The organism is Nocardia sp. CA-145437, assembly GCF_050956485.1.
Lineage (GTDB): Bacteria > Actinomycetota > Actinomycetes > Mycobacteriales > Mycobacteriaceae > Nocardia.
Genome location: NZ_CP191204.1, coordinates 3,091,798 through 3,109,961 on the forward strand (window position 1 = coordinate 3,091,798; position 18,164 = coordinate 3,109,961).

17 protein-coding genes are annotated in these 18,164 nt (G+C 70.5%); 11 read left to right on the top strand and 6 right to left on the bottom strand.

The window, feature by feature from the left end:
• Positions 1-2: 2 nt before the first annotated feature.
• From ACQPYY_RS14325 to ACQPYY_RS14345, 5 genes are all read left to right on the top strand, one after another.
• Positions 3-3,491, top strand: a complete 3,489-nt coding sequence (locus ACQPYY_RS14325) for a hypothetical protein (protein ID WP_433594101.1) — start codon at positions 3-5, stop codon at positions 3,489-3,491.
• The gene (locus tag ACQPYY_RS14330; RefSeq protein ID WP_357100470.1) at positions 3,488-3,796 is read left to right on the top strand and encodes a transposase; all 309 of its coding nucleotides are present in this window, start codon (positions 3,488-3,490) and stop codon (positions 3,794-3,796) included. Before ACQPYY_RS14325 ends, ACQPYY_RS14330 begins: the two co-directional genes overlap by 4 nt.
• A gap of 128 nt (positions 3,797-3,924) precedes the next feature.
• Positions 3,925-4,461, top strand: a complete 537-nt coding sequence (locus ACQPYY_RS14335) for a hypothetical protein (protein ID WP_433594650.1) — start codon at positions 3,925-3,927, stop codon at positions 4,459-4,461.
• 37 nt (positions 4,462-4,498) lie between these two features.
• Complete coding sequence (locus ACQPYY_RS14340; RefSeq protein WP_433594102.1) at positions 4,499-6,400, top strand: type IV secretory system conjugative DNA transfer family protein; 1,902 nt, start codon at positions 4,499-4,501, stop codon at positions 6,398-6,400.
• Complete coding sequence (locus ACQPYY_RS14345; protein WP_357288131.1) at positions 6,397-6,834, top strand: DUF4913 domain-containing protein; 438 nt, start codon at positions 6,397-6,399, stop codon at positions 6,832-6,834. The genes ACQPYY_RS14340 and ACQPYY_RS14345 overlap by 4 nt, the downstream gene beginning before the upstream one ends.
• Positions 6,835-6,910: 76 nt before the next feature.
• On the opposite strand, the gene ACQPYY_RS14350 is transcribed toward ACQPYY_RS14345, so the two are convergent.
• Together ACQPYY_RS14350 and ACQPYY_RS14355 are read right to left on the bottom strand one after the other, a co-directional pair.
• The gene (locus ACQPYY_RS14350; RefSeq protein WP_357288128.1) at positions 6,911-7,474 is read right to left on the bottom strand and encodes a hypothetical protein; all 564 of its coding nucleotides are present in this window, start codon (positions 7,472-7,474) and stop codon (positions 6,911-6,913) included.
• A gap of 400 nt (positions 7,475-7,874) precedes the next feature.
• Positions 7,875-8,732, bottom strand: coding sequence for a peptidylprolyl isomerase (locus tag ACQPYY_RS14355; RefSeq protein WP_433594103.1), 858 nt, complete (start codon positions 8,730-8,732; stop codon positions 7,875-7,877).
• 187 nt (positions 8,733-8,919) lie between these two features.
• Here ACQPYY_RS14355 and hisS point away from each other — a divergent pair, with 187 nt between their 5' ends.
• Entirely contained in the window at positions 8,920-10,200 is a 1,281-nt protein-coding gene (gene hisS / locus ACQPYY_RS14360; RefSeq protein WP_433594104.1) for a histidine--tRNA ligase, read from the top strand.
• Positions 10,201-10,421: 221 nt separating this feature from the next.
• Here the strand turns inward: hisS and ACQPYY_RS14365 are convergent, their stop codons facing one another.
• The gene (locus ACQPYY_RS14365; protein ID WP_433594105.1) at positions 10,422-10,622 is read right to left on the bottom strand and encodes a hypothetical protein; all 201 of its coding nucleotides are present in this window, start codon (positions 10,620-10,622) and stop codon (positions 10,422-10,424) included.
• A gap of 318 nt (positions 10,623-10,940) precedes the next feature.
• Between ACQPYY_RS14365 and ACQPYY_RS14370 the strand changes: the two genes are divergently transcribed.
• From ACQPYY_RS14370 to ACQPYY_RS14380, 3 genes are all read left to right on the top strand, one after another.
• On the top strand, positions 10,941-11,585 hold the full coding sequence (locus ACQPYY_RS14370; RefSeq protein WP_433594106.1) for a hypothetical protein: 645 nt from the start codon (positions 10,941-10,943) through the stop codon (positions 11,583-11,585).
• Between the two features lie 119 nt (positions 11,586-11,704).
• Positions 11,705-11,881, top strand: coding sequence for a hypothetical protein (locus tag ACQPYY_RS14375; protein ID WP_433594107.1), 177 nt, complete (start codon positions 11,705-11,707; stop codon positions 11,879-11,881).
• A 93-nt stretch (positions 11,882-11,974) separates the two neighbouring features.
• Complete coding sequence (locus tag ACQPYY_RS14380; RefSeq protein WP_433594108.1) at positions 11,975-12,976, top strand: malate dehydrogenase; 1,002 nt, start codon at positions 11,975-11,977, stop codon at positions 12,974-12,976.
• A 23-nt stretch (positions 12,977-12,999) separates the two neighbouring features.
• Here the strand turns inward: ACQPYY_RS14380 and ACQPYY_RS14385 are convergent, their stop codons facing one another.
• Positions 13,000-13,872, bottom strand: coding sequence for a TIGR03619 family F420-dependent LLM class oxidoreductase (locus tag ACQPYY_RS14385; protein WP_357083471.1), 873 nt, complete (start codon positions 13,870-13,872; stop codon positions 13,000-13,002).
• A gap of 215 nt (positions 13,873-14,087) precedes the next feature.
• On the opposite strand from ACQPYY_RS14385, the gene ACQPYY_RS14390 reads away from it, so the two are divergent.
• Complete coding sequence (locus ACQPYY_RS14390) at positions 14,088-14,837, top strand: SDR family oxidoreductase (protein ID WP_357083468.1); 750 nt, start codon at positions 14,088-14,090, stop codon at positions 14,835-14,837.
• Between the two features lie 148 nt (positions 14,838-14,985).
• On the opposite strand, the gene ACQPYY_RS14395 is transcribed toward ACQPYY_RS14390, so the two are convergent.
• Positions 14,986-16,554: a hypothetical protein gene (locus ACQPYY_RS14395; protein WP_433594109.1), complete on the bottom strand. Its 1,569-nt coding sequence runs from the start codon at positions 16,552-16,554 to the stop codon at positions 14,986-14,988.
• A complete protein-coding gene (locus ACQPYY_RS14400; RefSeq protein ID WP_433594110.1) occupies positions 16,551-16,880 on the bottom strand; it encodes a type VII secretion target in 330 nt (109 codons plus the stop codon). Before ACQPYY_RS14400 ends, ACQPYY_RS14395 begins: the two co-directional genes overlap by 4 nt.
• Before the next feature lie 271 nt (positions 16,881-17,151).
• Between ACQPYY_RS14400 and ACQPYY_RS14405 the strand changes: the two genes are divergently transcribed.
• Positions 17,152-18,138 (top strand): NAD-dependent epimerase/dehydratase family protein, encoded by a 987-nt coding sequence (locus ACQPYY_RS14405; RefSeq protein ID WP_357288105.1) that lies wholly within the window; start codon positions 17,152-17,154, stop codon positions 18,136-18,138.
• The last annotated feature ends 26 nt before the right edge of the window (positions 18,139-18,164 follow it).

The following is an 18,164-nucleotide window of genomic DNA, read 5'->3' on the forward strand; positions in this document are numbered from 1 at the left end:
CCATGTCACGTGACCTCGACCCGCCCGTCCGCGAACGCGACGCCGCGCCGCCTCCTGCGCGCCGCGGCTCGCGACGGGAGCAGGCCCCCGTCGACCCTTACGACGACGCGGAGCCCTACCCGCCCACCGGCTCCCGTGTCATGCGCGACGAGCACCGCCCCCGCCGCGGCACCCTCCCGGACCGTCGCATGCTCCGCCGCGACACCCCGATCGACTACTCGGCGGAGTTCGCGGACACCGCGGCGCAGTCCGGCGCCGACGGAGGCGCCGGCGAGGCGCGTCGCGCCGACACCGGGGCCTGGGACAACGCGGCTCTCGGTGCGAGCCAGGACGATCCGGCCCGGGGCTCGGCGCCGGGAGTGACCGGCCAGGGGCACGGGGATTCGGAGTCCCACTCGACCAGCGGCCGGGCCTCGGCCGATCGTGCCGAATCGGTCATTCCCGCACCCGGTCTCGGCGATCACGCCGGGGAAACGGGCGTGTCGGCCGGCCGCGGTGAGTTCGAGCCGGGCGGCGTGCGCGCGGAAGCGGGTGGGCCGGACCCGGTGGCATCCCGGACGGCAACGGTGACCCGTGGCACGCAGGAGGTTTCCGGAGCGGTCGAACCGACCGGTCGCGATGACATCGCCCTGGAGCGGAGCGGTACGGCGCCGAAGCGGCGGCTGCCGGCTCTGCCCGCCCTCGAACCCGGTGGCGGGAACACCGATTCGAGTGCGGCCCTCGGTGACCGCCGCGCGTCCGAGACGTCCTCGCGTGACACCGCTTCCCGGGGGCGCGAGCTCGCGGTGCGCGACGCGCCGGACCCCGGTGCCGCGGTGCACGGCGGCGCGGGCGCCGGTGACGTGGCCGCGGAGCGCGGTCGGGCGCGCGGGCCGGAACGAACCGAGGGGGATCGCATGGAGCGCAAGCGGACTCGTGAGGTCGAGCCCGGCAGCGACACGGCGCGCCGCGCGGAGACCGGCGAGCGTCCACGTCGCGAACGCCCCGGCGACGACGATCCCCGGCGCACCCGGCGTGCTGCCGAGAGCGGCGACGGGCGTGACCGCCGGAGCGCCGCGGGTGACTCCGCGCGTGGACGGCGGGACGGCGACGGGCACAGCGGCCGTGAACGACGTGAGGGCGAGGGACACTCCGGCCGTGAACGTCGCGGCGTGGAAGGCGAACTCGGGCGTGAACGTCGGCGTGCCGACGGAGATCCCGCACGTGACCGCCGCACGGCAGACGGACACCGCACAGCTGAGGGACACCGCACAGCCGACCCTCACCGCGGCGCCGACGGCCACCGCCGCGGCGAAGGCGACCTCCCACGCGAGCGGCGCGGCACCGGCGACGGGGACGCGCGGCGCGGTGAGGGCGAGCGTGATGCGCGGCGCGGCACCGGCGAGCGTGATGCGCGGCGTGGTGAGGGCGAGCGTGATGCGCGGCGAGGTGACGGCGAGCGGGACGCGCGGCGAGGTGACGGTGAGCGGGATGCGCGGCGCGGCAGCGGCTCCGAAGGACGCGGCCGGGCGACCGACGCGGATCGGGTGCATCTGGGCGGCCGGACCGGAACGCCCGGGCGAACGCGATCGGCGCGGCCCGAGAGCGACGCGGGGGAGCGGCCGGCGCGCAACCGGCCCACGCGCAATGGACGCCCCGAGCGGTCCACCGCGGAGGAGCGCGGGCGCGGCGGACTCCGGAAGGACAAGCGGGACAAGGACCTCGATCAGGCCGAACGGGAGGCGGCGGCCAAGCGGGCCGCGGCGCGCAAGGCGGCGGCCAAGAAGAAGCAGTCCGGACCCAAGCTGCTCGACGACACCCAGCGGGCCAAGCTGGAGGTGACCGCGCGGGAGGGCAACGGCATCAAGGCGGCCTGGGCCACCTTCCGGCTGCACACCGACGACCTGCGGCGGCGCAACTTCGCGGCGCGGGCCGAGCGCATCGAGTACGGCAGCTTCGACGAATTCGACCGGACCACCGCGCAACTCACCGATCGCGGGTACATCGGCGCGGGCGGCGGGCGGATGAACGTGGTCGGCCGTCCCGTCGAGTATCGCGCCACCACCGCGCAGGTCGCGGGCCTGTGGCCGTGGTCGGTCGGCGCGGGCGCGCCGCTCATCGGCACCCCGCTGGGCTCGCACCTGCACACCGGCGCGCCGGTCTGCTTCGACCCGATGAACTGGTTCATGCGCGGCAGCTTCATCACCGCGCCCAGCCTGTTCGTCCTGGGCCTCAACGGTTTCGGCAAGTCCTCGCTGGTGCGCCGGATCGTGCTCGGCGGTGTCGCGCAGGGCATCACGCCGCTGGTGCTGGCCGACGTCAAGCCCGACTACCGCAAGCTGGTGGAGCTGGTCGGCGGCCAGGTCATCGACCTGGGCTACGGGCACGGCAAGCTGAACCCGCTCGCCGCGGGCGTGCTGGGCTCGATCGTGCCGCTGCTCGACGACTTTCCCGAACTCCAGACGCAGGTCATGCAGGAGATGCGGGCCCGCCAGGTCACCCTGGTCGCCGGCTTGGTGGAGCTGGTGCGCGGCGAGCGTGTGCGCGACTTCGAGGAGACCCTCATCTCGACCGGTCTGCGCATCCTCTACCGCGACGGCAGTGCCTTCACCCCCGAGAATCCGCCGATCATGGAGGATCTCCTGGATGTGGTGGTCGCCGGCGGCGACGAACTGCGCCTGGACGCGGGCGCGGACGATATCGAGGAGTACGCGGAGGCCATCAAGGAACTGCGTCGCTCCCTGCGCGCGCTGACCCAGGGCCCGTTCGGCGCGATCTTCAACGGCCAGACCACGACTCCCATCGACACCGCCGCGACCGCGGTCTGCATCGACGTCTCCCACATCCCCACCGGCGACAAGAAGCTCAAGGCCGCGGTCATGCTGGCCTGCTGGGCCGACGGTTTCGCCTCGGTGGAGGCGGCGCACGTGCTGGCCGACGCCGACCTGGGCCCGCAGCGCTACTTCCAGGTCGTGATGGACGAGCTGTGGCAGGTGCTGGGCCTGGGTGACTTCATGGTCGACCGCGTCGACGAGCTCACCCGGCTGCAGCGCGGCATCGCCACCTCCCTGATCATGATCAGTCACACCATCAAGGACCTGCAGGCGCTGGGTTCCGAGGCCGCCATCGCCAAGGCGCTCGGCTTCCTGGAACGCGCCCGCGCCAAGATCTTCGGCGCGCTGCCGGCCGAGGAGATCGCACGGCTGGACTCCACCGTGCCGTTCACCTCCGCCGAGGAGGACATGGTGACCAGCTGGTCCGCGCCGCAGGCGCTCACCGGTGAGGCGCTCAAACCGGGCCAGCAGCGCCCGCCCGCGCCCGGCACCGGCAAGTTCCTGCTCAAGATCGGCGAGGACCGCCGCCCCGGCATCCCGTTCCACATGGAGTTCACCATCTCGGAGCGGGAGAGCGGAATCCACGACACCAACCAGCGTTTCAGCGAATTCACCGAGACCACCGCCACGCGCGGCGCGGGCGCGGAGTCCGGCTCGGACGAGGGGAGCGCCGCATGATGCCGCACCGGTCGTATCGAAGAGTGTCGCCGGAGGTCCGGCAGGCCGCGGTCGAACAGGTCATCGCGCTGACCGGCAAGCTGCGCTCGGAATCCGAGGCGTGCCGGGTGGTGGCCGAACAGATCGGCGTGCACACCAATTCGGTGCGCAACTGGGTGCGTGCCGCCGAGACCCCCGGCCTCGAGCGTATGGACGCGGTCGCGTTGCGCCGCAAGGTGGCTTTGCTGCAACAACAGCTGGCCGCGGCCGCGGAGATGAACCGTTCGCTGGTGGAAACGCTCCACGACGCCAAGCGCGGCACATGAGCCGCTCCCGCGACGAAGACCCGAACGGCCGCAACGGGGCTGGACACGCCGAGCATCGAAACCGGCTGGTATGGCGCGCGCGCCGCACCCGGAGACTAGCCTGGAAGGGTGGTCCGATTGGGGTGGTGATGCTGGTGGTGAGCGTCACGATGCTGGCCACCGCCTGTTCCGGCGGCGGCTCGAACGGCGGCGGCTCGAATCCGCCTGCCGGGCAAGCGCCCACGACCACCACCCGGTTGCTGGAGGTCGCGCCCGCGCCCGACCCCACCACCCCCGACGGGGTCGCGGTGGCGGCGCTGCAGCAGATCTACACCTGGAACCCGGCCACCGAATCCGAGGGCGACGCCCTGCGGCGCGCTCGGAAATGGCTGGGCCCCACCCTGATCCGCACCTTGGACAATCCGTCCACCGCCGTGGACACACCGCGCCCGACGCTGCGGTGGGCCGAATGGGCCAAGGAGAACGCGCACGTCGAGGCGTTCGCGTTCGCCTCCGGCGAGAAGGCGCCCGCGGGCGCCGACCCGAACCGGCAGCAGTACAAGATCGGTATCGAGCAGACGGTCGTCCACCCGGACGGCAAGCGGGAAAAGCTACCCCCGGCCACGGTCGTCGCCACCGTCGTGCGTGGCCCCGGCGGTAGCTGGTTGCTGGACGAATTCCGTTGAGCGGCAACGACTCACAGGTCATCCCAGGAGGATAGAGATGGCGAAGACACCGGTGCAGGACCCGGCCGATCCGGGTCCAGACCGCACCCTGCACCTCGTGTACGCGGGTTTCTATATCTTCGGAACCCTGTGGCTGGCAGTACAACTGGGCAATCTGCTCAGCTCCCCGCGCCAGAACCTGCCGATCAACCCGATCGCCATCGTGGTCAACCTGATCAAAGGCCAGGTGCGCTGGCCGACCGCCGCCACGGTCATCGTGGTGCTGGTGGTCGCCGGGACGGCGGGCTGGGTGTTCTACAAGCGCCACCGCACCGAGACCTCCAAGAAGGGGCGCCTGGCCATCGACGACAAGGCCGACCACATGGGGTCCGGCGGCGCGATCAAGGCGCTCACCCTCGCCGGGGTGCGGGAGAAGGCCGGGAAGATGGGCGTCCCGCTGCACACCCACCTCACCGGCGACAAGGTCATCCCCGGATCGCTCATGCGGCCGGGAGACGCCCTGGTGCCGGGCATTCCGATCGGCATGTCGGTCGCCGACGGCGAGATGATGTACGGCTCCTACGAGGACCTGCAGGTCGACATCTGGGGACCGCGCCAGGGCAAGACCACCTCCCGGGTCATCCCGGCGGTGCTGGCCGCGATCGGCCCGGTGGTCGTCACCTCCAACAAGCGTGACGTGGTCGACGCCACCCGGGATGTGCGCGCGGGCAAGGGTTCCCCGATCTTCGTCTTCGATCCGCAAGGCGTGGCCCCGGATTCGCACGACTGGCAGGCCCAGCAGGAACCCCAGTGGTACTGGGATCCGCTGGCCTGGGTCGACGTGCACCGCGCCGGCGCCGAGGTGCGCGCGGTCAGCCTGGCCGGGCACTTCTCCGACGCCGAGGGCAGCCCCTCGGCGGGCGGCGGCGCCGACTCCTACTTCGACCCCGAAGCCGAGGACCTGCTCGCGGCGCTGTTCCTGGCCGCGGGCCTGGAGGGCAGCAACATCCTGCGCGCGTGGGAATGGGTGAACAACCCACTCGACACCACGCCCGTGGAAATCCTGCGCCGCAGCGCCAAGCACTACATGGCCGAGGGCCTGGCCGGGCAGTACAACCTCGACGTGCGCACCCGCGACGGCATCTTCGGTGGCGCGAAGGCCATGATCCGGTGCCTGAAACTGCCGCACATCCAGCCGTGGATCATCCCCAACGGCGGTCGCGAACCCTTCGACGAGCTCGCCTTCCTGGAGGGCAACGGCACCCTGTACTGCCTGTCCCTGGAAGGCCGGGGCTCGGCCGCGCCGCTGGTGAGCGCGCTGACCGCGGCGGTCATCGAGGTCGCCACCCACAAGGCGTCCCGCTCGCCCGGCGGCCGCCTGCCGGTCCCGCTGCTGGCCGCGCTCGACGAGGCCGCGAACGTGGTGCGCTGGAAGGATCTGCCGAAGCAGTACAGCCACTTCGGATCTCGCGGCATCGTGGTGATGACGGTGCTGCAGTCCTGGGCCCAGGGCGCGCGCTGCTGGGGACCCGACGGCATGGAAGCGCTCTGGGGTGCGGCCAATATCAAGGTGATCGGCAGCGGCATCGACGATATGGCCTTCCTGCAACAGCGCTCCGAGGCCATCGGCGACTACGACTCGATCGCGCAGTCGGTGTCGGAATCCAAGGGCGGCAAGAGCTATTCGCGTTCGTTGAGCTCCTCGCGCACCTTCAACGCGCACGCCCTGGCCACCCTGCCGCGCGGGCGCGCCATCCTGTTCTCCTCCGGCACACCGGCGGTGCTGGTGCGCACCGTCCCGTGGTGGGAGGGCGCTGACGCGGCCGCGGTGGAGCGTTCCATCGAGGCACACGACCCGTCACCGACGAAGAAGACCACCATCGATGATCTGACCAGTCCCGCGCTGATCAAAGAGACAATCCCGGATGTCGCGGCTCCCAAGGAGGTCCGACCGCTGTGAGCGACGAGCAGCACCCCGACAATTTCCCCTTCGACGACTCTCGTGGCCGTCGTCCCGACGAGCCGCAGCGCATGGTCTACCAGAGCGTGGTCGAGTTCGTCGAGAACTACCTGAGTCTGGTGTACCGCCGGCAGGTGACCGACATCAGCGACACCGTGTGGTGTCCGGAATGGTGGAAGCACGCCGAGGCGGTCGCACGACTGGATGCCATGTGGCGGGCGTGGGAACACTTCCGCCACGACGGCAAGACCGGACTGAGCGTGTGGTTCCTCGACCACGCCGACCCGCACATGGCGAAGCTGTTCGACCCCAAGGGCCCGTTCAAGTACTGCAGTGTGCGCAACGGGCACAAGGACATGCTGACGCCGCTGCCGTTGAAGTCGCCGCAGCAGGGCCTGTTCAGCAACCCCACCATGGGCGAGTTCCCGCTCTAGGCCCCGGAAACGGACCGTGGCGGATCGCAAGGCGATCCGCCACGGTACACATCACAACGGCCGAAACGACTGGTACTCAGACTCGTTCGCGGGAGCGGGCGCGTTCGCGCTCCCGCTCGTGGGCTTCCTGCTCGCGGACGCGACGCTGAGCCGCCTCCTGCTCGCGGATCCGCACGGCGTCCTGAGCGGACTGCGCCTGGCCGACTTCCATCAGCATGCGCACCGATTGCAGTTCCGGCGAGATGCCCATGCGCGAAAGATGCTGGGCCAGAGCGGTTCGCCGCTCCACCGAGTCGTACCGGGCGCCACCGCGACCGGCCTGCTGCGCGGCCATGCGGGAGGCCTCGGTCGCCGCCGAGAAGCGATCCTTCTCGAGGGAGACGCCACCGCGTTCGAGCGTGGGGCGCTCCAGGATTCGCGAGAGCTCACGGTTACGCGGATCGCGGGCCTTGGCATCGGCGGCCTCACGCAACCGGCGCTCACGGCCTTCCTTCTGGCGGGCCTCGGTGACCCTGACACGCGCTTCCGCTTCCTTCTGGCCACGTTCCCGGGTGCGCAGCGCGACAAGTGTCGCGAGCTGCAACATTTGCCTCATCATCGCCGCCGTCTCGCGGCCGATGTCGTCGAGTTCCTCGGCCATTGCCTGCTCCCCGATGCTGCAGTTGGATCACTGTGGATGATGGTGCTTCGTCACGGACATCGCTATACGAACGGTGGTTGCGCATAGGTTGTCCCGCCTGCAAACGCGGACACCCGGAGAACATGGGGCGAAGCGGCGGCCCGAGTGGGGATTGCCCGGTGGGCTTTACTTCGCCTTGGTACTCCGTTCTACGAGATTACCAGCGAAAACTCCGAAACCGCCGTACGCGCGCGTCGCGATCCAGCATATATCGCACAATTCCGGCAGGTGAGGGAAAACTCAGGATTTTCTTTGGTTAGGGAAGCCTTACGCGAGAGGTTCAACGGGACCTTCCCGAGACTTTCGCCGGAAAAGCAACGGCCCCGGCGCGATTCGCGCCGGGGCCGAAAGACCATGCTGGTCAGTTGATTTGGACCGATTGGATGTTCACATCCATGGCCGGCTTGCCATCCTGACCGCCGCCCGCGACGCCGCCCTTGGCGATCTTGTCGAGGGTGGCCAGCCCGGCCTCGTCGACCGTGCCGAAGATCGTGTACTGCGGCGGCAGTTGGGAATCGCCGTAGACCAGGAAGAACTGGCTGCCGTTGGTGCCCGGACCGGCATTGGCCATGGCCAGCACGCCGCGCTTGTACTCGACCGGGAACTGCGCGGCCTGATCGGTCTGCGCGTACTGGTCGGTCGGGTACTCGTTGTCGAATTCATAACCGGGACCGCCCATTCCGGTGCCGGACGGGTCGCCGCACTGCAGCACCTGCAGACCCTTCCCGGTGGTCATGCGGTGGCAGCTGGTCGCGTCGAAGTACTTCTGCTTGGCCAGCGACTCGAAACTGTTGACCGTGCAGGGGGATTCGCCCGGATTCAGGGTCATGGAGATCGGGCCCTGATTGGTGTCCATGGTGGCCTTCACCTGACCGGCGGTCGTGATGTTGGCCGTCCCCGGCGCGCTCACCGCCTTGTCGGCGGGCTTCTGCGACGGACGGTACTCACAGCTCACCGAGGCCGGCTTGGCCTTCGCGGCCGGCGGGGGAGCGGCGGTCAGCGAGGCGTCGGGCGTCTCGGACGCCTTCGCGCTCGTGCTGTTGTCATCGCCCTTGGTCAGGAAGTAGATGCCGACACCGGCCGCCACGGCGACCACGACGCCCAGCGCCGACGCCGCGATGGTGAGCTGCTTGCGCTTGCGCGCCCGCTGGGCCCGGTTCTCGAGTTGACGCTCCAGCTTCCGCTTCGCCGCAGCGCGTCGCTGTTCATTGCTCGGCACTAACTGTCCCTCCGTGAACGGTCGGTATCTGATGTCTGTACAGACGGGGGCCGTCAGCACAAACGAGCCCGTCAGCCCAGCGGCCGCGGCAGACATTACCTGCATTCGCTGAGAAAAACCTACATATGAGGGCCGGGCCGGGAACCGGTTGGACTTGTCGCGCGGCCGTGGTGGAAACTTGACAATCGTGACCAAGACCAGCAGCTTCAGTGCCCCGAGGGGGGTCCCCGACTATCTGCCCCCCACCTCCGCGGAGTTCGCCGCCGTCCGTGACGGACTGGTGGAGACCGCGCGACTGGCCGGATACGGGCATGTCGAGCTGCCGGTTTTCGAGGAGACCGCCCTGTTCGCGCGCGGCGTGGGGGAGTCGACCGACGTCGTCTCCAAGGAGATGTGGACCTTCGCCGACCGCAATGGAGAGAGCTTCACCCTGCGCCCGGAGGGCACCGCGGGCGTCATGCGCGCGGTCATCCAGCACGGCCTCGACCGCGGCCCGCTGCCGGTCAAACTCTGCTACGCCGGACCGTTCTTCCGCTACGAGCGCCCGCAGAAGGGCCGCTACCGGCAGCTGCAGCAGGTCGGCGTGGAAGCCATCGGCATCGACGACCCGGCCCTGGACGCCGAGGTGATCGCCATCGCCGACGCCGGGTTCCGCACCCTCGGCCTCGACGGCTTCCGGCTCGAGATCACCTCCCTCGGCGACGAGACCTGCCGCCCGCAGTACCGCGAACTGCTGCAGGAATTCCTCATGAAGCTCCCGCTCGACGAGGAGACCCGCCGCCGCGCGCTGATCAACCCGCTGCGGGTGCTCGACGACAAGCGTCCCGAGGTCAAGGAGATGACCGCGAACGCGCCGCTCATGATCGACCACCTGTCGGAGTCCGCCAAGAACCACTTCGAGCAGGTGCTCGGCCACCTCGACGCGCTCGGCGTGCCGTACGTGGTCAACCCGCGCATGGTGCGCGGGCTCGACTACTACACCAAGACCACCTTCGAATTCGTGCACGACGGACTCGGCGCGCAATCCGGCATCGGCGGCGGCGGCCGCTACGACGGACTGATGGCCGAACTCGGCGGGCAGGCGCTGTCGGGCATCGGCTACGGCATCGGCGTCGACCGCACCGTCCTCGCGCTCGAGGCCGAGGGCAAGACCGCCGTCGACGGGCCGCGCGTGCAGGTCTTCGGCATCCCGCTCGGCGACGTCGCCAAGCAGCGCCTGGTGGTGCTGGCCGCCGACCTGCGCAAGGCCGGAATCCGCACCGACCTCGCCTACGGCGGGCGCGGCATGAAGGGCGCGATGAAGGCCGCCGACAAGTCCGGCGCCCGGCTCGCGCTGGTCCTGGGCGACCGCGAGGTCGCCGACGGCGAGATCGGGCTCAAGGACCTGAGCACGGGCGAACAGCGGCAGATCCCGCTGGACGAGGCCGTCGCCCAGGTCGCGGCCGCCCTTGCGAGCGAACAGGATTGATCGCGTAGGCGGGACCCGGCAGTACCGAGAGGCGCTGGGTCCCGCCACCCGCTCCCGCCACACGACGGCACCTGCTCCACCGCTGCCGCCACGCGACGTGACAACTGCCGCCACGCGACGTGACAACTGCCGCCACGCGACGTGGCAACTGCCGCCACGCGACGTGACAATTGCCGTCACGCGACGGTGACAACTGCCGTCACGCGACGTGACAATTGCCGTCACGCGACGGTGACAACTGCCGTCACGCGACGTGGCAACTGCCGCCACGCGACGGTGACAGCTGCCGCCGCGCCCGCCGTGGCGGGCGTGGCCTGGGCCGCGGCCTCGTCCCACCGCGGCTCCGGCATGCGCGGCGGCGTCAACGGCGGCCGCATCCGCCTGATCGGGTCCATCCGCATGGACAGGTCGGTGGTCAGCATGGTGGGCAGCCACCGCTTGGCCCATGGCCGGTCCGGGACGCGATCAGCGGCTGCGACCCACCACGGATGTCCTCGACCGGCTGGGCTGGCTGCGACGCGACCGCTCCCGGCGGCGCGGCAGTGCCACCGGGCGGCGCGGCATGGTGTTACCTGGCGGTGCGGCATTGTTACGGCCCGGCGAACCTCCGCCGAATCCGCGTACGCGTGCGCGAATCGGGGTATGAGGTAGAGGCCAGCTGACATACCCGCGCACGCCGCACGGGCCGGTGCCCGCCGGCGGACCGCGTGAACCCTACGGACCTGGACGAATGCACCGCTGTGACTCATGAATCGACGCCGGGATCCGGCGAGGTCGGGCTCGACCTGATCGCCCCCGAACTGCTGGCCCCCGCGCTGCGCAAACTCACCCTCGCCGCGCTCGGCATCGGCATCGGGGTCGGCCTGCTGATGGCGCTGTTCGTGCACTGGCCGACCGCGCTGGCGGTGGGTCTGGTCCTGGGCGCACCGACCGCCCTGTACGCCATGGCCGTGCAACGCCGCCGGATCACCGTGTCCGGCAGCGTCATCCACGCCCGCACCTGGCGCGGCGAACGCCACCTGGACCTGGCCGCGGCCACGGCCGTGGAGATCGTCGTCCACCCCGGCAAGATCAGCCGCATCGTGCTGCGCGCCACCGCGGGCCCCGACATCCAGGTCGTGCCGCTGGCGATCTACAGCGACTCCGGCAGCGGCCGCGAACTCCACATCCTGGGCCTGCGCAAACTCGCCGACGCCCTGGCCGGATGCCCGCTCGCCGCCGCCCTGGCCATCTCCGGGATGCTGGTCCAGCAACTGCGCGCCGAGGCCCGCGACGCCAACGCCGAGGAACGCCCGCTCTACCGCGCGGTCCAGCTGGTGCGGGCCCGCGACGAGGCCGGGCCGATCGTCCTCGCCGACGCCGACATCGCCGACCTCGCCCGCTGAGGCGACGCGGACCGGACATCGACCACCGATCTACACCCGCTGCATGACGGCGCACGCTGCCGCGGCCCCCGGGTCTGCGTGGGCGCTGTCGAGGATGGCCGCCGCGGTACACCCGGGCCGTGATGGCGGTCGTCGCGCACTCCGACGTGTCGATCACCGACGACACCCGCGGCACGACGGCGCACGCTGCCGCGGCCCTCGGGTCGGTGTGGGCGCTGTCGCCGATGAACGCCGCGGTACACCCGGCCGTGATTGCCAATCGTCGCGCACTCCGACGCGCGGCCGGGGCCTGGTAGCGGCCGGTGTTCCGTTGCTCACGGCCGGGCGTGATGCGGGGTGAGCGTCGATAGGGTCGAAGAGAGATCAGCCGCTATCGCGAGGAGATCGCCGTGAGCAACGTTGCGCCAGTGACCGTCACCGTGACCGGAGCCGCCGGGCAGATCGCCTACGGCATGCTCTTCCGCATCGCGTCGGGAGCCCTGCTCGGGGAGTCCACGCCGGTGCGCCTGCGGCTGCTCGAGATTCCCGCCGCCGTCGGGTCCCTCGAAGGCGTCGCGATGGAACTCGAGGACGGCGCGTTCCCGCTACTGGCCGGAATCGATATCGCCGACGACCCGTGGCTCGGCTTCGAGGGCGCGAACATCGCCGTTCTGGTGGGGTCGCGGCCGCGCAGCGCGGGAATGGAACGCGCGGACCTGCTCGCTGCCAATGGCCCGATCTTCACCGATCAGGGCGCGGCCATCAATGCCAACGCCGCCGATGACGTCCGGGTGCTGGTGGTCGGGAACCCGGCCAACACCAACGCCTACATCGCCATGAACAATGCCCCCGACGTTCCCGCCGAACGGTTCACCGCCCTCACCCGCCTCGACCACAATCGCGCGATCGCGCAGGTGGCCGGGAAGACCGGGGCCGCGGCCGCCGACATCGCGCGGATCACCGTGTGGGGCAACCACTCCGCGACCCAGTACCCCGACCTGGCGCACGCCACCGTCGGCGGCCGCGACGCGCTCACCGTCATCGACGATCCCGCCTGGGTGACCGGCGACTTCGTGCCCACCGTCCAGCAGCGTGGCACCGCCATCATCGCCGCCCGCGGCGCGTCCTCGGCGGCGAGCGCGGCCAGCGCCGCCATCGACCACATCCACGACTGGGTGCTGGGCACCGCTCCCGGCGACTGGACCTCGATGGCGGTGCCCTCGGACGGCTCCTACGGCGTGCCCGAGGGACTGATCAGCTCGTTCCCGGTGACCTGCGCCGACGGCGAGTACACCATCGTGCCGGACCTGGAGATCGGCGAATTCGCCCGCACCCGAATCGATCACAGCGTCGCGGAACTGGTCGGCGAACGCGACGCCGTGATCGACCTGGGCTTCGCGAAGAAGGCGTGATCAGCCCCGCCGGGCAGGCGTGATCAGCTCAGCTTGGCGATCACGTTGTCGCCGTACCACTTGATCTTGGTGATCTTCTCTTCCAGGGTCTCGGTGTCCTGCTCCTTGGCGTAGGAGTTGCGGAAACCGACGATCAGGTCGGTGATGCCCTTCTCCTCGCAGCGCTTCACCCCGTCGGGGGTGTAGCCGTCGTAAGAGACCGCGTGGATCTCGAAGTCGCCCTTGTGGTCCCGCTCGGCGCGCAGCTCGTTGATCCGGGCCAGGTACTTGTCCAGCTCCTCGGCATTGCCGCCGGCGTGCATCCAGCCGTCGCACAGGCGGACCGCGCGGCGCAGCGCGGCGTCGCTGTGGCCGCCGAGCAGGATCGGCAGCGGCTCGGTGGGGGCGGGGGTGAGCTTGATCTTCGGGATGTCGTAGAACTCGCCGTGGTACTCGAAGTACTCACCGGTCGACAGACCGCGCACGATCTCGATGCACTCGTCGATGCGCTTGCCGCGCTTCTCGAACGGGACGCCCATGATCTGGAAGTCCTCCGGCCACGGGCTGATGCCCACGCCCAGCGCGAAGCGGTTGTTGCTCAGCCGGGCCAGCGAGCTGGCCTGCTTGGCCACCAGCACCGGCGGTCGGATCGGCAGCTTGAGCACGAACGGGGTCTGGCGCAGCGTGGTGGTGGCCGCCGCGATGGCCGCCGACAGCACGAAGGTCTCGATGAACGGCTTCCCGTCGAGGAACTCGCGATTGCCGTCCGCGGTGTAGGGATACTTCGAATCCGACTCGGCCGGGTAGGCGATGCTGTCGGCCACGGTGATGCTGTGGAACCCGGCGGCTTCGGCAGCCTGAGCGAGGGGGATGTAGTAATCCGGGTTGGTCATCGCCTCCGCGTAGGTGAAGCGCATCGATCGTCCTCTCGACAGTGAGCAAGGGCCAAAAACTAGAACCGATTCTAGTTTTGCGATTGATGCTAGCGCCACCCTCGCCAAAAGGCATCAGTTCCGAGGCGATCCGGACAGTCGATCCACCCGCCGGACGCCCCGCCGGCACCGTCCCGGTAGCCGAGATGATCCGCGACCGGGGCTTGCTGGATTGTTCTGCCTCTTGTTCTAATCGCCCCATGACCATCGCCATCACCGGCTCCGGTTCCGGCATCGGCGCGGCCACCGCCGCCGCCCTGCGTGCCGCCGGGCACGACATCATCGGCATCGACCTGCGCAACGCGGACATCACCGTGGACCTCACCGACGCCGACGCCCGCAACGCCGCGGTCGAAGCGGTGCTCGAGCGCTCGGGCGGCAGCCTCGACGGCCTGATCCTCTGCGCCGGCGTCGGCCCCCAGGTGCCCGACCCCAACCTGGTGGTGGAGATCAACTACCGGGCCACCGTCGCCCTGCTCGACGCCCTGCTGCCCGCCCTCACCAAGGGCGAAAACCCTGCGGCCGTGGTGGTTTCGTCGGTCGCCTCCACCCACATCAAGTGGGAGGACAACCCGATCGCCACGGGCGCCGAGGCCGAGGCCTTCGCCCAGGCCGGGGACTACGCGGGTAGCTACGCCTACGCCGCCTCCAAGAACGCCGTCACCGTGGCCGTGCGCGAGCGCGCTGTCGAGTGGGGCGCCGCCGGCGTCCGCCTCAACACCGTCGCCCCCGGCAGCGTCGACACCCCGCTGCTGCAGGCCGGGCTCGACGACCCGCGCTACGGCGACGCCATCCGCAACTTCGTCTCCCCGATCGGCCGCAACGGCCGCGCCGAGGAGATCGCCTCGCTCATCGCCTACCTCATGGGTCCGCAGGCCGGATTCATCCACGGTTCCCAGTTCGTCATCGACGGCGGAGTCGACGCGCAGGCGCGCCCGACCGCGGTGTAACCCACCGCGGCGTGCGCGAGCGCGCCCTGAAACGGTGGCCGAGCCCGCGGGGTGTACATCCGCTTTCGGTCTCCACCGATGCCGCGGTGGTCTGGGTACCCGTCCAGATCACCGTGGCATCACCCTTTTCCGGAGTGATCGGGCTGTCTCAGAGCTGAACTGGCTCGGCAGCATCGGCCGAATCCTCGCCATCGCCGATGACTCCCGGGGTGAAGGCGCCCAGATTGCCGGTGAGTTCGCTGTCGGCCGTGGGACTTCGGTGCGGATGCACCGTCCGGCCGTGCGGTGCGTCGCCCGCAGCCCCTTTGCCCGCCCCCGCGGCGGCGGGAGAACCCAGGAATCCCGAACCGGCCGGTCCGCCCAAACCGGGGACCGCGGCCGCGCCCGCGCCGAACGGATTCGCGGGATTGGTGACCTTGCCGCCCGGAATCGACGAACCCGGTCCGCCGGGAGCCGGCGACAGGCTGCCGTCGAGATCGCCCGCGCCGCCGCCACTTCCGGGGCCGCCACCGGCACCGGCCGCCGACGTGTCCGGCAGCCCGCTGGGGAGATCGAATGTCGACGGATCACTGGGCGCGGAAGTCGCTGCCTGCCAGCCGCTTTCGAGCAATCCCTCGGCTTGCTCCAGAATCGGCCGGCCCACATTCCGCGCGAGGGCCTGGGCGACCTCCGCCGGACTCGGGCCGCCGCCCGGTCCGGCCAGCTGCCCGATCAGCCCCTGCACCCGCGCTGTGCAGACCGACAGCTCGCCGCGTGCGGTGTTCACGACCGTCACGGCCTCCCCGAGATGCCGGGTGGCCGAGGCGAGCAGCGTGGTCTGGCCGAGCGGGGTCAGGATCAGCGGGGCCAGCGCGGTGGCCTCCGTGGCGAAAGCCTGCGCGATGGCGCTGAGCTGCACGTTGCCGCGCCGCACCACCGCCACGGCCTGATTCGTGATCACCGACAGGTCGACACCGCGCTGGGCGGTCTCCTGACCGTGATCCCCGGCCCGCCTGCCCGACTCCTGCGCGCTCCGGGCAGCCTCGCCCTGCCACAGGGATTCGACCGCCGTCAGCGCGCCGCCGCCGACCCGCACCGCGGACTCGATGACCGTGGACCCGGCGCTCAGCAGCGTCGTCGGATTCAGCTGGCCCAGCACGCCGGTGCCGAACGCCTGCAGCAGCTGCAGGAAGGGCGCGAACAGCGCGTCCAGCCCCGGAATCGCGGGCAGTGCCAGGCCCTTCATCAGATCGCCGACCGGATCGGCGGGCAGCGGCGGCAGGGCGGTGGCCGGACTCGCGGCGGCCCGTGCGAACGCGGCCTGCGCGGCATTCAGTGCGGCGGGTACCCCGCCCAGCGCGGCCTGGCCGCCACCGAGCGCGGCCCGGGCCGGGCCGAGGACGTCCTGCGCCGAGCTCAGGGCGGCCAGCGCACCCGTCACCACGCCGTGCGCGCCATCGAGGGCAGGCGCGACCGTGCCGCCGAGAGTTCCCGCCCCGGGCTCGTAGTCTGGGATCGGGCCGGGTGGACCGGCGACCGGCGTGCCGCCCTGGTCGGACTGCTTGCGCGCGAGCACGAACGCGGGCGGTTCGAGCGGCGGCGCATCGGCGGGCAGCACGCCCACCGGCAACTCCGGAATCGGGCCGGACGCGACGCCGTCAGCGCGCTGCGCTCCCATCGCGCCGAGGTCCGAGCTGGTCGCGGCGACTCCGATGACGCCGGATTCGAGCGGGCTCATGCCTTGTCGCCGATCTGCCGGGCGACCGCGCCGAGCCTGCCCGCGAAGTCGGCGTCGGCGCTCTCGTAGGTGGCTGCCGAGCCGCGGGCCGCCTGCCCGAGCTCGGCGAAGCGGCCGGAGAGGGCGTTGATGTCGCGGTCGTGCAGGAGTTCGGCGACGGCGTAGCCGGCCAGGAAGTCCGCGCCGATGAGTCCGAAGACCGGGGTCAGGGCGGCGACGTGGGCGACGGTGTCCAGACCGCCCTGGGCGGCGATGTCAGCGGCCACGCCGTCCTGTGTCGCCGCGAAGGCGCGGACCGCGCCGGTGTCGACCGAGAGATCGGCCATATCAGCTCCCCCCAAGCGTCATGGACATGCGAAGGGTGAATATATCCCGTCGAGAGTCCAGCCCGGCGTGGCGTTCGCGCCCACGCCGAGGGGTGGGGGCTGCCGCGTGGCTCCGGCGGGCGTGTCGGCACTGTGACGCCGTCCGCATCCGACCGTGACGCCGTCCGCATCCGACCGTGACGCCGTCCGCATCCGACCGTGACGCCGTCCGCATCCCGCTCGTGATGTGACCGTTCTTGCAAATTAGAACAAGTTCTATATTCTTCTGACCATGAAGGTCGCAGTCACCGGCGCTGCCGGGTTCCTTGGCACCAATTTGCTTCGCCTGCTTACCGATCGCGGTCACGAGGTCACCGCCATCGACCGGGTCGCCGGTGCCACCCAGCCCGGGGTGACCTGGGTGAACGGTGACGTGCTGGATCCGGTCTCGATGCGGTCCGCGCTCGACGGCGCCGAGGTGGTCTACCACCTGGTCGCGCTGATCACCCTGGCCCACAAGAACGATGTCGCCTGGCGGGTCAACACCGAGGGTGTGCGCGTCGTCGCCGAGGCCGCGCTCGAGGTCGGCGCGCGCCGCATGGTGCACACCAGCTCCATCCACGCGTTCAACCAGTACTCCTGCGGCGGCGTCATCAACGAGCGCTCGCCGCGATCGATCGACCCGGATCTGCCGGTGTACGACCGGTCCAAGTGGCAGGGCGAGATCGAGCTGCGCTCGGTCATCGACAAGGGCCTGGACGCGGTCATCTGCAACCCGACCGGTGTGTACGGTCCGATCGACAACACCGCCTCGCGCATCAACACCACGCTGTGGGACGCCGCGCGCGGCCGGGTGCCGGTCATGATCAGCGGCGGCTTCGACCTGGTCGACGTGCGTGACGTCGCCACCGGCCTGGTCCTGGCCGGCGAGCGCGGCCGCACCGGCGAGAACTACCTGCTCGGTGGCCACTTCACCGACATGTTCCAGGCCACCCGCACCGCCGCCGAGGTCAACGGGAAGATGAAGCCCGCCTTCGCGATCCCGGCCAAGGTGATCAACGCCTGCATGCCGGTCATGGAGCCGGTGGCCAAGGCGTTCGGCAGCGACCGCATCTCCAAGGCGGCCATGGGCGCGCTGCTGGCCGCCCCGATCGTCGAGCACACCAAGGCCACCGAGGAGCTCGGCTACCGTCCGCGGCCCGCCGAGCAGACCATCCGGGACCTGGTCGCCTTCTACAACGGCCGGCCGATCGAGGCCGACACGCAGAAGATTGCTTGACACTCGATAGAACACATGTTCGACTG